15 protein-coding genes are annotated in these 15,337 nt (G+C 45.9%); all 15 read right to left on the bottom strand.

The window, feature by feature from the left end; translation table 11 throughout:
* Positions 1-32: 32 nt before the first annotated feature.
* The gene (locus ACTS60_RS20835; protein ID WP_440889811.1) at positions 33-767 is read right to left on the bottom strand and encodes an RNA polymerase sigma factor FliA; all 735 of its coding nucleotides are present in this window, start codon (positions 765-767) and stop codon (positions 33-35) included.
* Positions 760-1,647, bottom strand: coding sequence for a MinD/ParA family protein (locus ACTS60_RS20830; RefSeq protein WP_029561023.1), 888 nt, complete (start codon positions 1,645-1,647; stop codon positions 760-762). Before ACTS60_RS20830 ends, ACTS60_RS20835 begins: the two co-directional genes overlap by 8 nt.
* Before the next feature lie 14 nt (positions 1,648-1,661).
* Positions 1,662-3,167 (bottom strand): flagellar biosynthesis protein FlhF, encoded by a 1,506-nt coding sequence (flhF, locus tag ACTS60_RS20825; protein WP_440889810.1) that lies wholly within the window; start codon positions 3,165-3,167, stop codon positions 1,662-1,664.
* Between the two features lie 25 nt (positions 3,168-3,192).
* Positions 3,193-5,292 (bottom strand): flagellar biosynthesis protein FlhA, encoded by a 2,100-nt coding sequence (gene flhA, locus ACTS60_RS20820; protein ID WP_010449595.1) that lies wholly within the window; start codon positions 5,290-5,292, stop codon positions 3,193-3,195.
* A 196-nt stretch (positions 5,293-5,488) separates the two neighbouring features.
* Positions 5,489-6,619 (bottom strand): flagellar biosynthesis protein FlhB, encoded by a 1,131-nt coding sequence (gene flhB / locus ACTS60_RS20815; RefSeq protein WP_010449597.1) that lies wholly within the window; start codon positions 6,617-6,619, stop codon positions 5,489-5,491.
* 9 nt (positions 6,620-6,628) lie between these two features.
* Positions 6,629-7,411, bottom strand: coding sequence for a flagellar biosynthetic protein FliR (gene fliR, locus ACTS60_RS20810; RefSeq protein ID WP_010449599.1), 783 nt, complete (start codon positions 7,409-7,411; stop codon positions 6,629-6,631).
* 12 nt (positions 7,412-7,423) lie between these two features.
* Positions 7,424-7,693, bottom strand: coding sequence for a flagellar biosynthesis protein FliQ (gene fliQ, locus ACTS60_RS20805; protein WP_005433008.1), 270 nt, complete (start codon positions 7,691-7,693; stop codon positions 7,424-7,426).
* Positions 7,694-7,719: 26 nt separating this feature from the next.
* Positions 7,720-8,589 (bottom strand): flagellar type III secretion system pore protein FliP, encoded by an 870-nt coding sequence (gene fliP, locus ACTS60_RS20800; protein ID WP_440889809.1) that lies wholly within the window; start codon positions 8,587-8,589, stop codon positions 7,720-7,722.
* Positions 8,576-8,989, bottom strand: a complete 414-nt coding sequence (gene fliO, locus ACTS60_RS20795) for a flagellar biosynthetic protein FliO (protein ID WP_440889808.1) — start codon at positions 8,987-8,989, stop codon at positions 8,576-8,578. The genes fliP and fliO overlap by 14 nt, the downstream gene beginning before the upstream one ends.
* Before the next feature lies 1 nt (position 8,990).
* The gene (gene fliN / locus ACTS60_RS20790; RefSeq protein ID WP_010449605.1) at positions 8,991-9,401 is read right to left on the bottom strand and encodes a flagellar motor switch protein FliN; all 411 of its coding nucleotides are present in this window, start codon (positions 9,399-9,401) and stop codon (positions 8,991-8,993) included.
* Positions 9,402-9,479: 78 nt separating this feature from the next.
* Complete coding sequence (gene fliM, locus ACTS60_RS20785; protein ID WP_010449607.1) at positions 9,480-10,520, bottom strand: flagellar motor switch protein FliM; 1,041 nt, start codon at positions 10,518-10,520, stop codon at positions 9,480-9,482.
* Between the two features lie 7 nt (positions 10,521-10,527).
* On the bottom strand, positions 10,528-11,028 hold the full coding sequence (fliL, locus tag ACTS60_RS20780; RefSeq protein ID WP_440889807.1) for a flagellar basal body-associated protein FliL: 501 nt from the start codon (positions 11,026-11,028) through the stop codon (positions 10,528-10,530).
* Between the two features lie 40 nt (positions 11,029-11,068).
* Entirely contained in the window at positions 11,069-13,183 is a 2,115-nt protein-coding gene (locus tag ACTS60_RS20775; protein WP_440889806.1) for a flagellar hook-length control protein FliK, read from the bottom strand.
* 384 nt (positions 13,184-13,567) lie between these two features.
* Entirely contained in the window at positions 13,568-14,011 is a 444-nt protein-coding gene (gene fliJ, locus ACTS60_RS20770) for a flagellar export protein FliJ (protein ID WP_440889805.1), read from the bottom strand.
* A gap of 6 nt (positions 14,012-14,017) precedes the next feature.
* Positions 14,018-15,337, bottom strand: a complete 1,320-nt coding sequence (fliI, locus tag ACTS60_RS20765; RefSeq protein ID WP_010449616.1) for a flagellar protein export ATPase FliI — start codon at positions 15,335-15,337, stop codon at positions 14,018-14,020.

Below are 15,337 nucleotides of genomic sequence, written 5' to 3'. Positions count from 1 at the left end.
AATTGCCTCCACTGAATCAAAAATCAGTGTTTTTAGTCATTTTGTGTCCACGCACTTAACTTAGTGCGTAAACGTTGCATCGCTTGGCTCAGTATTTGGCTAACGCGAGATTCGCTCACACCCAATACGTCACCAATTTCTTTCAAATTAAGTTCTTCGTCATAATAAAGCGAAAGTACCAAAGCTTCACGCTCAGGTAGCTGTTTTATTGATTCAACCAGTGCTTTTCTAAACGATTCATTAGCCACACCTTTGAATGGATTATTTTCATCCGAATCTTCGGCTGGTGTTATGACATCATCTGAGACGCCCAGATCTTCGATACCTATGAGCTTGGAGCAATTAATATCCGTCAACGCGTTATGATATTGCTCTTTTGTAAGCCCCATATGAGCCGCAACTTCAGCATCACTAGGATCTCGATTAAGCTGAGCCTCTAGCTCTGCTATCGCTTGATTAATCTCTCGATTATTTTTATGAACAGAACGTGGTACCCAATCCCCTTTACGAATGTCATCTAACATCGCACCACGGATTCGAATACCTGCGTATGTTTCAAAGCTCGCACCTTTAGAACCATCATAATTCTGCTGAGCTTCGATAAGTCCGATCATTCCGGCTTGAATTAAATCCTCAACCTGAACACTCGGCGGTAAACGGCCTAACAGGTGGTGAGCTATACGTTTGACCAGCACAGAGTAACGTTCAATGAAAGCCTGTTGGCTATTAACGTTGCCACGCTGATCATAGGTAAGCGCTTTATTCACCAAAAGGGTCCTCTGAGAATTCGTTACGATGCAGCAATCTTTCTACAAAAAATTCTAAGTGGCCACTTGGCGTTTTTGGAATCGGCCAAGTCAGTGCTTTGTTCGCTAATGAGCTGATTGCTAAAGCAGCTGGTGAGCGAGGAAAAGCATCCACTACGATTTTTTGCTTCTTAACTGCTTGTCGTACTTTATCATCTAATGGAATACATGCTACGAGTTCAAGGCTCACATTCAAGAATCGCTCTGTGACTAGCGTCAACTTTGCGAATAATTCTCTGCCTTCACGATAACTCCTGACCATATTTGCAACAACTTTAAAGCGTTGAACTTGATGTTCTTTGCTTAAAAGCTTGATCAGAGCATAAGCATCAGTGATTGAAGTTGGTTCATCACAAACGACAACAACAACATCTTGAGCTGCTCGTGAAAAACTGATTACCATATCAGAAATACCTGCGGCTGTATCAATTAGTAATACATCCATTTCATCTTCAAGGCTACCGAAAGCGCGAATCAAACCAGCGTGTTGAGCCGGTGACAATTCCGTCATGCTTTGTGTGCCTGAAGTTGCAGGGATTATCTTTATACCATAAGGGCCTTCAACAATTGCATCTTTTAACTCACATTCGCCTGCAAGTACGTGTCCTAGATTACGTTTTGAGCGAATACCGAGCATAACGTCGACATTAGCAAGACCTAAGTCAGCATCGAGCACCATCACCTTTTTACCTTGGCGTGCCATACAAATTGCCAAACCAAGTGTTACGTTAGATTTACCCACACCACCTTTACCACCCGTTACCGCAATAACTTTAGTGAGTGATGGCTGTGTTAAGCGACGGAGGCCGCTTGCTTGATCGTGTATCATATTCTCAGTCATAGTAGTCCGCCGCCCTAGAGTCCTTCGTTGTCACTATTCCAAAAGTGAGGTTCGTTCTCTGTCGACTTCTCTAACAGTTCGTTTGCTTTCGCAATCATGTATTTTGGTTGTGCAATCACAATGTCTTCAGGTACACGCTGTCCGTTTGCGATATACGCGACTGGCATTGCATTTTGAATAACCACGCTAATGAATTCACCTAAACTTAAGGATTCATCTAACTTAGTTAAAATGCAGCCAGACAATGGAATACGTTTAAAGTGGTCTAGTGTTTCTTGTAATACGCGTCGTTGAGCTGTTGCTGGCAATACAAGGTAACTGTGGATGACCTCTCCACTCTCTTGCATCAGTGTATCCAGTTGCTCTGATAGACGAACATCACGCTGCCCCATACCCGCTGTATCAACCAAAATCAGACGTCTGTTTCGTAGTTGATATATAACATCGGCCAATTCATCAGAATCTTTAGCAACTCTTACAGGACAACCCATAATTCTGCCATATATTGACAGCTGCTCATGTGCACCAATTCGATAAGTGTCCGTCGTTACTAAGGCAACATTATCCGCGCCGTACTCCATCGCAGCACGAGCGGCTAACTTTGCTACTGTCGTTGTTTTACCAACACCAGTAGGGCCAAGAAGGGCAACAACGCCACCACGCTTCAATATATCTTGTCGTGGTGTTGAAATCTGATCTGCAACAAGTGCTAGCAACGCCTTCCACGCTCTTGAAGGCTTGGTGTCTTCTGGAATATAACAAGCCATTTGGTCCGCTAATTCAGGTGAAACCCCCATACGCTCTAAACGCTTAATCAGCATTGCGCGTAAAGGTTCACGACGCTCAACCTCCTGCCACATAAGCCCCGAAACTTGATGCTCCAACAAACGACGGATCGATGTCATTTCTTCGCGCATGTTCTCGAGCTCACTAGGCGAATCATCTTTTTCATCAGAAGGTCGACGACGATCATAACGTGTCGGATCCAGCTTCGGAGTAGGACGACTAAATCGGTCATCTTGAGCAATAAGCTTAGCCAAAGGAGAATCAGGCTGGTATGGCGCTGGCTCGTTATAGTTTTCTCTGTGCTTAGTTTGGCGTTGTAACAGCGCTGATAGCGAATCCTCATTTTCAGCCACATGGTCATCAGACTCTGATGCACCATGACTATACTGTTTGAGCATATTCGCAAAACGTTTTGTCATCGAACCCGATTTCTCGGTGCTGTTGTTCAAACTAATTTTGTCTTCATCTAATCGGCGACCTTCAAAGCGGCTCGCGGCAGATGAGGACATTTGTTGATGTTCACTATAACGATTTGGTGTAGTAGAGCGACTAGGTAGCGCTTTTGCACTGCTATCACCAGCAGTTGCGTTGGACTCGCCATCTATCGCAGCTACGATCTCTACGCCACCCGCTACTTTCTTGTTCGACATGATCACCGCATCCGCTCCAAGTTGTTCTTTCACTTGAAGCAACGCTGAGCGCATATCTTTGGCAAAAAATCGTTTAATTTTCAAACTACGAATCCATTATAATGGGTGTTTAATTACCCACGGCTTGCACAATTCTGATCTGTTTTTCATCTGGGATTTCTTGATATGAGAGCACCCTTAGGCTTGGTATTGTGTTTTTAACAAATTTCGCTAATGTTGAACGCAATACGCCAGAAGTCAGTAGAACTGCAGGTTCCCCTTTCAGTTCTTGTTCTTGTGTCGCTTGACTCAAGGAGGATTGCAAACGTTCTGCTAACCCCGGTTCAATACCTGCAGATTCTCCCCCAGAAGCCTGCATTGTTTGATGCAAGATTTGTTCCAGCTCAGGAATAAGGGTAATAACAGGCAACTCAGGCTCTATCCCATTGATTTCTTGAACAATTAGTCGTTTAAGAGAGATACGTACCGCGGCTGTTAGGATGTCAGGTTCTTGACTCTTACTCGAGTACTCAGCCAGGGTTTGAATGATGGTTCGAATGTCTCGAATTGGAACCGCTTCATTGAGTAAGTTTTGCAGCACTTTCACGACCACACCAAGTTGCAGTTGGTCAGGAACAAAGTTCTCAACTAGCTTAGGTGCACTTCGTCCAAGCATTTCAAGTAGGTTCTGCACCTCTTCATGTCCAATAAGCTGGGAAGCGTTATTGGTTAGCAACTGGCTTAAATGCGTTGCTAAAACCGTTGACGAGTCTACAACAGTATAACCTAAGGCTTGTGCATGCTCTCGCTGCTCTTCACGAATCCATACTGCTTCGAGACCAAATGCAGGATCTATGGTAGGTTCACCCTCGATCATGCCATAAACTTGACCTGGGTTTATCGCAAGCTCTTGGTCTGGTTTAATTTCCGCTTCACCAACGGCAACACCCATTAGCGTAATACGATAGCTATTTGGCGTGAGTTCTAAGTTATCACGTATGTGTACGGCCGGAATGAGAAAGCCAAAATCCTGCGATAGTTTTTTGCGCACACCTTTAACACGTTCGAGTAGCTCTCCACCTTGATCTCTATCCACAAGCGGAATCAAACGATAACCCACTTCTAGACCAATAATATCCACTGGCTGCACATCATCCCAAGAAAGTTCTCGTTGAGAAATAGGTTCGTTCCCACCTTCAAGCTCAGCTGGCGGCTTAGGCTCTTTCGCTTTTTGTTTCTGCTTTTTATCTAGCCAATAAGCAGCGCCACCAGCAATGGCCGCAAGGGAGAGGAACGAGAAATGAGGCATGCCCGGAACAATACCCATAACACCTAAAATTGCCGCCGTGATCATCAGTGCTTTCGGGTTATCAAACATCTGAAAAATGAGCTGCTCGCCCATATCTTCATCAGTATTTTGACGGGTTACCATCATCGCAGCAGCGATTGATAGTAAAAGTGATGGTATCTGCGCAACAAGGCCATCACCAATCGTCAGCAGGGTATAGATTTGCATAGCTTCAGAGAAGCCTAAACCATACTGCGCCATACCGATGGATAAACCACCAATAATGTTGATGAATAGAATTAAGATACCAGCAATGGCATCACCTTTAACAAACTTTGACGCACCATCCATCGAACCATAGAAGTCGGCTTCTTTGGTAACTTCGAATCGTCTTGTTCTCGCCTGCTCTTGATCGATAAGTCCCGCGTTCAGGTCGGCATCGATGGCCATCTGCTTACCAGGTAAAGCATCTAGGGTAAAGCGAGCACTAACTTCAGAAATACGACCTGCACCTTTGGTAACTACCATAAAGTTGATGATCATCAAGATTAAGAACACCACCAAACCAACAGCGTAGTTACCACCAATTACAACATTACCAAAAGCTTCAATAACGTTACCGGCTGCGTTACCACCTTCATGACCATAAAGAAGAACGACACGAGTTGACGCAACGTTCAGTGCTAAACGAAGCAACGTTGCAATAAGAAGTACTGTTGGGAATGCAGCAAAGTCAAGCGGACGTCGTGTGTAAACCGTAACCAATAACACCACCATCGCAAGCGCGATGTTGAAGGTAAAAAACATATCCAGCAAGAACGCAGGAATAGGTAAGACCACCATTGCAAGGGTGGCAAGTACCATTACTGGCGCGCCGATAGCCGGCATTGAACGCTGTGGTATTTTGGGCAGCTTATCTGCAAAAGGCAGGCTTAACTTCATATTTAGGTGGTGTCTCAGCTTTGATGTCTGCTCGTCTCGACGGGACGAGGGAGCGATAGCACTCATTCGTAAGTGCTAGGTATTGTTGTTGATAAACACGATTTAAGCAATCTGTGTACCAGCATAAACGCCAAAATAATGACTAAAGATCAAAGTAATTCTCAATCCTTTGATCTTTAGCTAATTTCCCTAAGCATTAATGTCGATATTCTGGGGGAATAGGTAACTCATAGTCCTTGAGTTTTGGTCTTTGTCCACCACGCTTGCGGTACTGCTTTAACTGGAATACGAAAGCGAGTACTTGTGCGACAGCAGTAAATAGTGCATCAGGAATCTGCTGTTCTAACTCAGTGGTATAGTACAGTGCTCGCGCCAAGGGAGGTGCTGGCACAATCGTAATGTCATGCTCTCTCGCAATCTCACGAATTTTCATCGCAATATGATCGGTTCCTTTGGCAACAACGACAGGCGCACGGTCTGTTTTTTGCTGATACCGGAGTGCGACAGAAAAGTGTTCTGGGTTGGTGACAATAACGTCAGCTTGTGGAACATCAGCCATCATTCGGCGTTGAGCGGCTTCACGTTGTAGCATTCGGATACGGCCTTTAACCTCTGGTTTACCCTCCGTATCCTTGTATTCGTCTTTCACTTCTTGCTTGGTCATTTTGAGTTGGTCAGCGTGTTGCCAGATCTGAAATGGAATATCAATCGCGACGACTATCAATAGCGAGCAACTGATCAGCAAGACGAAGTTCAACAAGATATCGAGTGCATGGAAAATGTTTTGCGGATAAACATCCATACTAAGCTGAATCAAATCAGCCTGTGATGCTTGGATCAAGTAAATTGCCACCCCTGTCACCAAGCCAACCTTTAGGATTGATTTGACCAACTCAACCCAGCTTTGTAGCCCCACCATTCGCTTCAGGCCACTTAGTGGGTTCATTTTTGACAACTTAGGCATCGCCGCTTCTGCAGAAAAGCTGATTCCCCCCACGCCAGCCGCGCCAATCACCGCAGCAATAAAGAGCGTCAGTAGGATCAGTAGCAGAGGTAGCAGTAAGGAAGTAAGAGCACCGCCCGCGATATCAAACAATTTGGCGACATCAAAGATTTCATCGCGCTTAAGAGCGAACAAGCGGCTCATGATAGAAAACAGAGCACGAGCCAAAGATTCTCCGAACCACATTAAAGATACTGCGCCGACGATGAGCACCGAGGCCGATGCAAGCTCTTTGGAACGAGCCACCTGCCCCTTTTCTTTGGCTTGTTGTAACCGTCGGGGGGTGGCTTCTTCGGTGCGTTCTTGACCGTCTGACTCTGCCAAACCAGCCTCCTAACAACTCAAGCGAATGAGGTTACATATTTGCTCCTCACCCACTGTCCAATACAGTAAGTAGTGGCTATATAAGCCAGCCAAAATATACCAACACAACAACAAACCAACCATCAAAGCAAAGGCAAAACCGAGCGAAAAGATGTTTAGCTGTGGTGCGGCACGAGTCATTACGCCGAAAGATAAGTTAATAGTCAGCAGCGCAATAATACCCGATAAAGACATGCTCAAAGCCGTTTTAAACATAATCCCCAACCAGCTTGCCATCTCTCTATAATCGACCGCATTTAGGCTGCCTGATCCAATTGGTAGAGTTTTAAAGCTAAACACCACCAGTTGTAGCATTTTCAGATGCCCATCTGTTGCTAAGAAGAATAAGGTCGCCAAAAACATGAAGAGTTGACCAAGCAATGGGGTATTTTGACCGTTAGCCGGGTCGACCATCGATGCAAAACCTAAGCTCGACTGCATACCTAATATCTGGCCAAGCAGAACAAAAGTTTGAATCAAAAACTGGGTGACCATCCCCATTGCAACGCCAATAATGATTTGCTCAGCGATGGTCATGAAACCACGAAATGAGAGCAGTTCAATATCTTGAGGAACCGCTGGAATAGCTGGCATCACGGCAAAAGTGATCGCTAACCCTAGGTAAAGGCGGATACGTGGCGAAACAAAACGCGCACCAGTCACAGTCATTACCATTAACATTGAAGATATACGGACATATGGCCAAAAGTAATTGGCAATCCAATCCAGTACAATGTCAGTTGGGTATTCCATCACAATACCTTGTTAATAAAGCACTTGAGGCAAGCGCTCGATCAAGCCAAAAAAGTACTCCATCAGCATTTGCGTCATCCAGTGACCAAATAGCATTAGAGCCAACAAGGTCACAATCAAACGTGGTAAAAAGCTCAATGTCTGTTCGTTGATAGACGTGGCCGCTTGAAAAATTGCCACGACTAAACCAATTAGCAAGCTAGGAATAATGATGGCACAGACCATGATCAGTACCATCCACAGAGCATCGCGGAAAAGCTCGACAAACATTTCAGGAGTCATAATTATTCCTCTTCAAATTTGCCCAGCTACAAAGCAAAACTGCCTGCGAGGGTTGATAGTATTAAGTTCCAGCCATCAACTAGCACAAACAACATTAGCTTAAATGGCAGGGATACAATCATTGGTGATAGCATCATCATACCCATCGCCATCAGTACCGATGCGACCACTAAGTCAATAATAAGGAACGGAAGAAACAGCATAAAACCAATCTGGAAGGCTGTCTTTAGCTCAGAGGTAATAAAGGCAGGGATCAAAACCGCCATTGAAACATCTTCAGGGTTTGTCACTTCCGCACCCGACATATTAACGAACGTTTCAAGATCTTTAACGCGAGTCTGCTTGAGCATAAATGCCTTCATTGGCTGTTGCGCGGCATCAAAAGCTTCTCGCGCTGTGACTTGCTCATTTAAATATGGCTGAATAGCAGTGTCATTCACTTCGTTGAGTACTGGGGACATCACGAAAAAAGTAAGGAACAACGCAATACCAATAATGACCTGGTTAGATGGCGTCTGCTGCAAACCCATAGCCTGCCGCAAAATGGACATGACGACCACGATGCGAGTAAAAGAGGTCATTAAAATAACCATCGCTGGCAAAAAGCCAAGCATGGTCATCAAAGCAAGAATCTGCAACGTAACCGAATAGTCTTCGCTGCCATCCGGATTGGTCGTCATGGTGAACGCAGGAATGCCGCCCGTGTTGGAAACCGATAATGAGTGGCTTGCACCTTTATCGCTCTCCATCGCTTGCACTGTAACACTCCCCCCAGGCGCTAGATTGGAGGGTAATGCGCCCTCTTCTGCCTGAGCGAACGCAACTGACGACATTAATAGACTTAGCATCAAGACAACAAAGCCGATGACCAGTCTTATTGGATTATCCTTTATCATGCTTCTTAATCAGTTGACTAAATTGACTAGCAAATGCATTCGTCGCCAACTCATCCTCTTTTAACGGTTGTTCTAGTTTGGCCAGGGTTTGAATCGACTGACTAGTAATACCTACCAGAAATTGCTCTTCTCCGACTTGCACAACAGCAATGCGTTCTTTAGTGCCTACAGGTAGTTGACTGACAATTCGTAAGCCCTTTTGCTGCCCCATTGCAGGAACCTGCATGCGCTTTAACAGCCACGCCAAAAATATGATGACACCAATTACAAGAACTAATGAGCCCAATGTCGTCGCCATATCCAAACTGTTTGGCGCCGCTGCAAATGCATAAGGAGCACTCAGCGCTAAGCTCAGTGCTCCTGATATTTGCATCAATCGAGTATTGATTGTCTTTCTCATGCTAGCGAAGCTTTTTGATGCGTTCAGTTTGGCTGATTACGTCTGTCAGACGGATACCAAATTTGTCGTTAACGACAACAACTTCACCGTGCGCAATGAGTGTTCCATTGACTAACACGTCAAGAGACTCTCCCGCTAAGCGGTCTAACTCTACGACCGAACCTTGGTTTAATTGCAATAGGTTTCGAATGCTGATCTGAGAACGACCGACTTCCATCGAGATAGTCACGGGAATATCCATGATGGTATCAAGCTTACGTCGCTCATCTTCAGAAATAGGCGCAGAGGTGTCTTTCAACTCTTCTAATGGCGCGGCAAGCACTTCATCAACATCAATTGACGGTGCTGATGGATCTTCGCCAAGAGCTGCTGCCCATTCGTCAGCAAGTTTTTGATCGTCACTTGGTTCCATTATTGTGTCCTGTCTTAAATCTTCTTTGTTCTTCCACCTTAGCTATCAAGTCAGCAAAGGCATTGAAATTCTGGTGTGTTAATCGTCATCATCGCTTTCAAGCTCAGACATAATGTCCTTACCCAAAAACGCCAAATCGGTTTTTACTACATGTGGACGCTCAATTTCCTCAGAAACTTGCACTGCCAGCTTGTCTTCTGAGCGCCCCATTTTGACTCGATAGGTTGGTAAATCTTCAATGAACATCGTCGCGTGTTCTGGCATTTCAATCGGGATCACATCCCCCGGTTGAAGTTCCATCAAATCACGCAGAGAGATGTCTTTCTCCAGCAAATTCACACGAAAGTTTACCGGGCAATCCATGATCTCTTCACGCAGAGCAGAGCTCCAACGTACGTCTGTTTCCATCTTGTCAGATTGAACACCCGCATCCAGCAATTCACGGATAGGTTCAACCATGGAATAAGGCATCACAACGTGGAAGTCGCCACCTCCGCCGTCAACCTCGATGTGGAATGAGCTTACAACAATCACTTCTGTTGGGCTCACGATGTTTGCCATACTAGGGTTTACTTCTGAGTCGAGATATTCGAACTCCACCCCCATGACTGGTGACCATGCTTCTTTGTAGTCTTCAAAAACAATCTTTAGCAGTAATTGAATAATACGTCGTTCGGTTGGAGTAAATTCACGACCTTCGATTTTGGCATGGAAGCGTCCATCACCACCGAAGAAGTTCTCTACCAAAATAAATACCAAACGTGCTTCCATGGTGATCAGCGCCGTGCCTTTTAAGGGACGGAAGCGCACCATGTTCAGACTGGTTGGAACGTACAGAGTATTTTGGTATTCACCAAACTTCATCATCTGTACGCCATTGATCGACACTTCTGCCGTTTTACGCAACATGTTAAACAGACTGATCCGCATGTGTCGTGCAAAGCGCTCGTTGATAAGCTCGAGCGTCGGCATGCGACCACGTACAATTCTGTCTTGAGATGAGAAGTCGAAGTTAACGGCACTTCCCGTGTCTTCGTCCATGGGTTCATCGACGTCATCAACATCGTCTACACCATGTAATAGCGCATCAATCTCATCTTGGCTTAATAGATCTGTCACGTTTTACCTATTGAATAACAAAGTCTGTAAACAGGACTTTTTCGATAACTGGTTTACCAACCGCAGCATTTAGCGCAGCTTTGATATCGTCAGTCGCTCGGTTTCTTAACTCAATTCGACCATCCGGAGAGCGAAGTTGCTCAACCGTAGCAGAAGCAAACGTTGATAGAAGAGAGCTTTCTATAAGTGGTGAGTGATAGCGAGCTAAATTTTCATTTTCACTACCACGAACCATCAGTTGCGCTTTGATTTGAACAAGGCGGTCCCGGCTATCCCCCGTTACATTAAACACAAATGGTTGTGCAATATTAACGTAAGCGATTGGATTTGCTGCCGCAACGGCTTGTGCGTCTTGTTCAACAGCAGCTTGTTCAGGCTCACTCGAGCCCATTAAAAAGAATGCAGCAGCACCGCCACCACCAAGCAATACAACGACTGCAATGATGATAATTAACAATTTACCTTTGCCTTTAGGCGCATCAGCGCCTTGTGGTTGTTCTTCTGCCATATTCTTCTCTTATGTTATTTGACGCTAAAACTCTGATATTTTATGCGTAAAAACTAATTCCATCACGCTTTGAAGTCACATTCAAATCAAGATTCACATCAGCATCAAAGTTTTCATCCGATTGGCCAGAAAAACCTCGCTCAGAACCACCTTTTCCAGATTGTTCTGATGCAGCATACCCTTGTTGTTGGCCACTACTTTGCTGCTGAACAGAAGAGTCAGCAAGCTGCATGCCTTGCTGAGCCAGCATTTCTCTTAAACGAGGCAAGGTCTGTTCAATCAAATCTCGAGCTTGTGGGTTACTAACCGTAAAGTGCACATTGGCTAAATCATTGTTCATTGTCATGCGGATCTGCATACGCCCTAACTCTGGCGGGTCTAAGCGGATATCGAGATTCTTAAGATTCTTCGACATCATCATCTGTACTTTTTCTGCCACTTGTTCATTGGCCAGCTCTTTGGTTAGCTGCAGGGGTATTTGAGCTTGCTGAGCCGCGTCAACTCGAGCCTGTTGTTGGGCCGTAACGCCTTGCTGTCCAGCTGCTGCTTGAATTTGTCCTGCTAAGCCATGCTGAGCTTCTGGTTTGTCCTGCTGATTTGAAGCTCCTTTCAAGGCGCCTGTCGCTAAACTCGCATTCATTACCTTTTTACTTAAGTCAGCATGAGTAGCTGTGTGCGCTGCGGAGTTGATATTGGCGGCGACTAAAGCCTCTGGCATTGTCGCCATCGCCGCAGCTTTATCTGCGTTTGATGCTACCGCGGCTTGCGCATTAGCTTGTGTTACTGCATGTTTTAGATCTTGCGCGGCAAGTTGATGTGCCTGTTGAGCGCTCACCGCGGAAGCCGCCGAACGATTTTGATTGAGTGTCGCTTGATGCTCGGCCATCGCCACTTTTACATCACTAGGTAAAGCAACAAATTGGGCTAACTCTTGCTCTGGAATATCTGCGACCAACTCACCAGATTTTAGCCCTTCAATTATCTCCAGATCTTTTGCAGACAAGGGCTCACCCTGCGCTAACTTGGTATCAATCATTTCCAGTTCAGCGAGAGCTACACGCTTTATTTCAACTGTCCCGCTTTCTAGTGATGCTGCTTCTAGCGGTAATGTCTGTTTAAGAGCTTCTGTACCGACCAGCGCTTGAGCACCTTGAGCCACAACTTGACCATTGACGGCGGCTTGGGTTGTTGCATTGACTATCGCTTCTGCATGAACTGCCTGCGTAGTTGGCGAGCTCCAATCAATCTGCGCTGCAGATGGGGCGTTACCGCTACTTTGTGGTTGCTGAGAGATGTTTGGTACATGTAGTGCGTTTGATGCATTCGAAGCTACCACTAACGGCTTGCCATTAGCATCTAGCATCACTTTTTCAGTGCCAGCAGAAGACAGATTTTCAATCTCTTTGACTGACGGATCTGTCGCCAGAGCTGCTTGCTGGTCCGGTGTTAGTTGAGCACTTTGCGCATTACTAGCGCCCGCCGATACCATAACGCCCTCTGGTGGCAATGCTTTGCCACTATCTACAGAAGGTTCATTTGATTTAAGCGTTTGGTTTGCTTGCTCAATACGCCCAAGTAGCTGCTGACCTTCTCCCATCGCGCTCTTGACTTGCTCGGTCTGTGGTTGCTCGGAAGATTTGGTTTGGGCAATGTTCGTTTGAGAGTCTTGAGTTGGCTTCGCAGCCAGTGAAGCTGATTCAGAACCAGTCGACGTCGCCTCCGCTCCCTTTGTCATTTCGCTAGAGTCTGGAGGGGTGGAACGACTTGCGGTATCTAATTCAGCTTTAATTGATTTACTTTCGTGGTCGCCACTTTGTGCACCTGCTGCTTTGGATTCACTCTGCTCAAGCAGTTCATCGGTCGACTCTGTGGAAGCAACTTTATCAGCTTCACCACCTTCCGCAGAGACTTTTGCTTGGCTTTCAGCTTCTGAGTCTGCTGAAGCATCGTTAACCACTTCATCTTTGGTCTCTACCGAAGCGTCAGGTGCATCAGATTTTGCCACCGCCTTCTCTGCTTTTTGTGAATCACTAAACACCCCAGCTAAGGTTTCAAAAAAACCTTTGCTTTCAGGGTTATCTTCAACAACCTTACTAGAAGAATCGGTGACCGACACCTTATTGGTTGCGGAAACATTCGATAAATTCACATTCATATAGACACTCTCATCATCGGCAGCGTTGAGCATATCGCTGTCGGATTGCACTTTAGCGGCAAACTTAGGTCACAGGACCAGATATTGATAACTGTTTTGCAAAAATCACGCCAACAGCAGGTAAAAAGAGACCAAACTGAACTGTGATTAAGCAGCCTGAGAGAAGAACGAAATTTTCACTCGTGCTCGAAGGGAGACAAATGTTAGATAGCTGTGTTCACGTTGGTGCAAACAATTTTAGTCGCTAATAAGTGAGAATGGATTCGCCCCCTTGGGCACTCACTCAAAGAATGATAGCAATGGAACTTGATATATTGGAAGATTTGAAGGAATTAAGCAAGGCGCTATCCACATCACCTTGCTTGAAACGTCGATTGATAAAACTCAGAAACGTTGTGGCTTTCGGCTATAGAGCAAGGTCGAGAACTCATCCATTTGCTTCTGCTCTCGCTTAGCTTCTGCGGCTTGCTTTTCTTTTTCGCGCTTTTCAATCATCCACTCGTAAGACATGCGCTCTTTACGCATGTTTAACCAGTAATCTTGGCAGTTTGTCACCTGTTCTTTGAAGTGGGTTTCTGCTTGCTTCTGTTTAGATAACGTTTCATCTAATTGTGTTAAGAATCGATTCAAGTGTCCATATTGGCTGGCAGTAAGCCCCGCCATACCGCGATCTACGAGCTGCTGGCAGTAATCAAGACGATACTTTTCGATTTGTTCTACTTGGCGGTAGTAATCTTCTAGCTCAGTGCGGGCTTTATTAAGTGCAAGCACTGCTTGGTCTTCACGCTCTTTTGCCTGCTCAAGCAAGAAATCCATCGCATTATTCATAGGTTATTACCCACCCAAGAGGCTTTTCAACATATTCACACACATGTCATACGGCACCGACTCTTTCATCCGTTGCTGTAGGTATTCATCCAGTTTTGGTTTGATGGTAAATGCACCATCAATAGCTGGATCGGTGCCCGGCTTGTAGGCTCCGATTGACACCAAGTCTTGGTTCTTGCGGCAAATCGACAACACCTGGCGAACTGCTTTTGACATCAGTACATGCTCTTCAGTCGTGATTTGCGGCATAACACGGCTGACTGACTTCTCTACATCAATCGCTGGGTAGTGACCGGCATCCGCCATTTCACGAGAAAGAACAATGTGACCATCAAGAATCGCTCGTGATGCATCCGCAATTGGGTCTTGAAGGTCATCGCCCTCAGTTAAAACCGTAAAAAATGCCGTAATCGAACCTTGCTCAGGACTACCATTACCCGCACGTTCCACGAGCGCTGGAAGCTTAGCAAATACGCTAGGTGGATAGCCTTTGGTTGCTGGCGGCTCACCGACTGACAACGCAATCTCACGCTGAGCTTGAGCAAAACGGGTTAATGAGTCCATTAATAGCAAGACATCTAAACCCTGGTCTCGAAAATACTCGGCAATCGTTAGCGCAGTTTGGCAGCCTTTCAGACGCATCAGAGGCGATGCATCAGCGGGCGCAGCGACAACGACGGAACGTCGTCGGCCATCTTCACCAAGAATTTCCTCAATAAACTCTTTAACTTCTCGACCACGCTCACCAATCAGGCCAACGACAACAACTTGAGCCGTTGTTCCTCGAGTCATCATGCCTAAGGTTACCGATTTACCCACACCGGAACCTGCAAACAGACCGATACGCTGACCCTTACCCACCGTCAGCAGACCGTTAATTGCTTTCAAGCCGACATCCAGTGGCTCTGAGATCGGTTTACGTGAGAGAGGGTTGATGGGTTCGGCATTGAAAGAAGCACGCTGCTCTGTATACAACGGACCTAGTCCATCAAGCGGGTTACCAACGCCATCGATAACGCGTCCCAAAAGCTCCATGCCTACCGGCAGGCCTGCTTCGCTGGTCAGTGGCGTCACTCTCGCGCCAGGAAGAATGCCTGTGATTTGCTCACTCGGCATCAAAAATAGGTTGTCACCAGAGAAGCCGACGACTTCTGCTTCCATATGCCCAGAAATCGTTTCAACCAAGCACAAACTACCAATCGGTGCACGACACCCTGTTGCCTCTAACGTTAAACCCACCACTCTGACGAGCTTACCTGAAGCGACAGGTCTCGTGGTAAGCCCTTCGATTTTATAGCTTTTAAGGCGCTCTGCTAACGCAAGCAT

The organism is Vibrio sp. WZ-1, from assembly GCF_052037695.1.
GTDB lineage: Bacteria > Pseudomonadota > Gammaproteobacteria > Enterobacterales > Vibrionaceae > Vibrio.
The sequence above is the reverse complement of the archived record's forward strand: the minus strand, read 5'-3'. Positions and strand labels throughout refer to the sequence as shown.